This is a genomic window from Bacillus sp. CH140a_4T (assembly GCF_008923725.1).
In the GTDB taxonomy this organism is placed as follows: Bacteria; Bacillota; Bacilli; order Bacillales; family Bacillaceae_G; genus Bacillus_A.
In genome coordinates this window covers 1-2,945 of sequence record NZ_WBPF01000001.1, presented here as the reverse complement: position 1 = coordinate 2,945, position 2,945 = coordinate 1, and the positions used below count along the sequence as shown (strand labels likewise).

Sequence of the window (2,945 nt, the reverse complement as noted above, 5' to 3'; positions counted from 1 at the left end):
TTGCTACATATTATATGGTTAAGTCCTCGATCTATTAGTATTCGTCAGCTCCACATGTCACCATGCTTCCACCTCGAACCTATCAACCTGATCATCTTTCAGGGATCTTACTAGCTTACGCTATGGGAAATCTCATCTTGAGGGGGGCTTCATGCTTAGATGCTTTCAGCACTTATCCCTTCCGCACATAGCTACCCAGCTATGCCCTTGGCAGAACAACTGGTACACCAGCGGTGCGTCCATCCCGGTCCTCTCGTACTAAGGACAGCTCCTCTCAAATTTCCTACGCCCACGACGGATAGGGACCGAACTGTCTCACGACGTTCTGAACCCAGCTCGCGTACCGCTTTAATGGGCGAACAGCCCAACCCTTGGGACCGACTACAGCCCCAGGATGCGATGAGCCGACATCGAGGTGCCAAACCTCCCCGTCGATGTGGACTCTTGGGGGAGATAAGCCTGTTATCCCCGGGGTAGCTTTTATCCGTTGAGCGATGGCCCTTCCATGCGGAACCACCGGATCACTAAGCCCGACTTTCGTCCCTGCTCGACTTGTAGGTCTCGCAGTCAAGCTCCCTTATGCCTTTGCACTCTACGAATGATTTCCAACCATTCTGAGGGAACCTTTGGGCGCCTCCGTTACACTTTAGGAGGCGACCGCCCCAGTCAAACTGCCCACCTGACACTGTCTCCCGGGTCGATAAGACCCGTAGGTTAGAATTTCAATACAGTCAGGGCGGTATCCCACCAGCGCCTCCACCGAAGCTAGCGCTCCGGTTTCAATGGCTCCCGCCTATCCTGTACAAACTGTACCAAAATTCAATATCAGGCTACAGTAAAGCTCCACGGGGTCTTTCCGTCCTGTCGCGGGTAACCTGCATCTTCACAGGTACTATAATTTCACCGAGTCTCTGGTTGAGACAGTGCCCAAATCGTTACACCTTTCGTGCGGGTCGGAACTTACCCGACAAGGAATTTCGCTACCTTAGGACCGTTATAGTTACGGCCGCCGTTTACTGGGGCTTCAGTTCAGAGCTTCGCTTACGCTAACCCCTCTCCTTAACCTTCCAGCACCGGGCAGGTGTCAGCCCCTATACTTCGCCTTACGGCTTCGCAGAGACCTGTGTTTTTGCTAAACAGTCGCTTGGGCCTATTCACTGCGGCTTTCCGTTAAGAAAGCACCCCTTCTCCCGAAGTTACGGGGTCATTTTGCCGAGTTCCTTAACCAGAGTTCTCTCGCACACCTTAGGATTCTCTCCTCGCCTACCTGTGTCGGTTTGCGGTACAGGCACCTTTTATCTCGCTAGAAGCTTTTCTTGGCAGCGGGGAATCAAAGACTTCGCTCCATAAGGAGCTTCCCCATCACAGCTCAGCCTTCACGATAAGCGGATTTGCCTACTTATCAGCCTAACTGCTTGGACGTGCACAACCAATCGCACGCTTCTTCTATCCTTCTGCGTCCCTCCATTGCTCAAACGATAAAGAGGTGGTACAGGAATATCAACCTGTTGTCCATCGCCTACGCCTGTCGGCCTCGGCTTAGGTCCTGACTAACCCTGAGCGGACGAGCCTTCCTCAGGAAACCTTAGGCATTCGGTGGACGGGATTCTCACCCGTCTTTCGCTACTCATACCGGCATTCTCACTTCTAAGCGCTCCACCAGTCCTTCCGGTCTGACTTCACTGCACTTAGAACGCTCCCCTACCACTGATACCATTGGTATCAATTCGCAGCTTCGGTGGTGTATTTAGCCCCGGTACATTTTCGGCGCAGAGTCACTCGACTAGTGAGCTATTACGCACTCTTTAAATGGTGGCTGCTTCTAAGCCAACATCCTAGTTGTCTAAGCAACTCCACATCCTTTTCCACTTAATACACACTTTGGGACCTTAGCTGGCGATCTGGGCTGTTTCCCTCTTGACTACGGATCTTATCACTCGCAGTCTGACTCCTAAGGATAAGTCATTGGCATTCGGAGTTTGACTGAATTCGGTAATCCGATGAGGACCCCTAGTTCAATCAGTGCTCTACCTCCAAGACTCTTACACTTAAGGCTAGCCCTAAAGCTATTTCGGGGAGAACCAGCTATCTCCAGGTTCGATTGGAATTTCTCCGCTACCCACACCTCATCCCCGCACTTTTCAACGTGCGTGGGTTCGGGCCTCCATTCAGTGTTACCTGAACTTCACCCTGGACATGGGTAGATCACCTGGTTTCGGGTCTACGACCACGTACTAAACGCCCTATTCAGACTCGCTTTCGCTGCGGCTCCGCCTCTTCAGCTTAACCTCGCACGGGATCGTAACTCGCCGGTTCATTCTACAAAAGGCACGCCATCACCCATTAACGGGCTCTGACTATTTGTAGGCACACGGTTTCAGGATCTCTTTCACTCCCCTTCCGGGGTGCTTTTCACCTTTCCCTCACGGTACTGGTTCACTATCGATCACTAGGGAGTATTTAGCCTTGGGAGATGGTCCTCCCAGATTCCGACGGAATTTCACGTGTTCCGCCGTACTCAGGATACATTCAAGAGAGAACGAAGTTTCGACTACGGGGTTGTTACCCTCTACGACGGACCTTTCCAGGTCGCTTCGTCTACCTCGTTCCTTTGTAACTCCGTATAGAATGTCCTACAACCCCAAGAGGCAAGCCTCTTGGTTTGGGCTATGTTCCGTTTCGCTCGCCGCTACTCAGGAAATCGCATTTGCTTTCTCTTCCTCCAGGTACTTAGATGTTTCAGTTCCCTGGGTCTGTCTTCCTTACCCTATGTATTCAGGCAAGGATACCATACCATTACGTATGGTGGGTTTCCCCATTCGGAAATCTTCGGATCAAAGCTTACTTACAGCTCCCCGAAGCATATCGGCGTTAGTCCCGTCCTTCATCGACTCCTAGTGTCAAGGCATCCACCGTGCGCCCTTTCTAACTTAACCAAACTAAAA

At 51.6% G+C, this 2,945-nt stretch carries 1 rRNA gene; it reads right to left on the bottom strand.

Going from position 1 to position 2,945, the window contains the following annotated elements:
- Positions 1-14: 14 nt before the first annotated feature.
- A 23S ribosomal RNA gene (locus tag F8162_RS00005) occupies positions 15-2,936 on the bottom strand.
- Between the last annotated feature and the right edge of the window lie 9 nt (positions 2,937-2,945).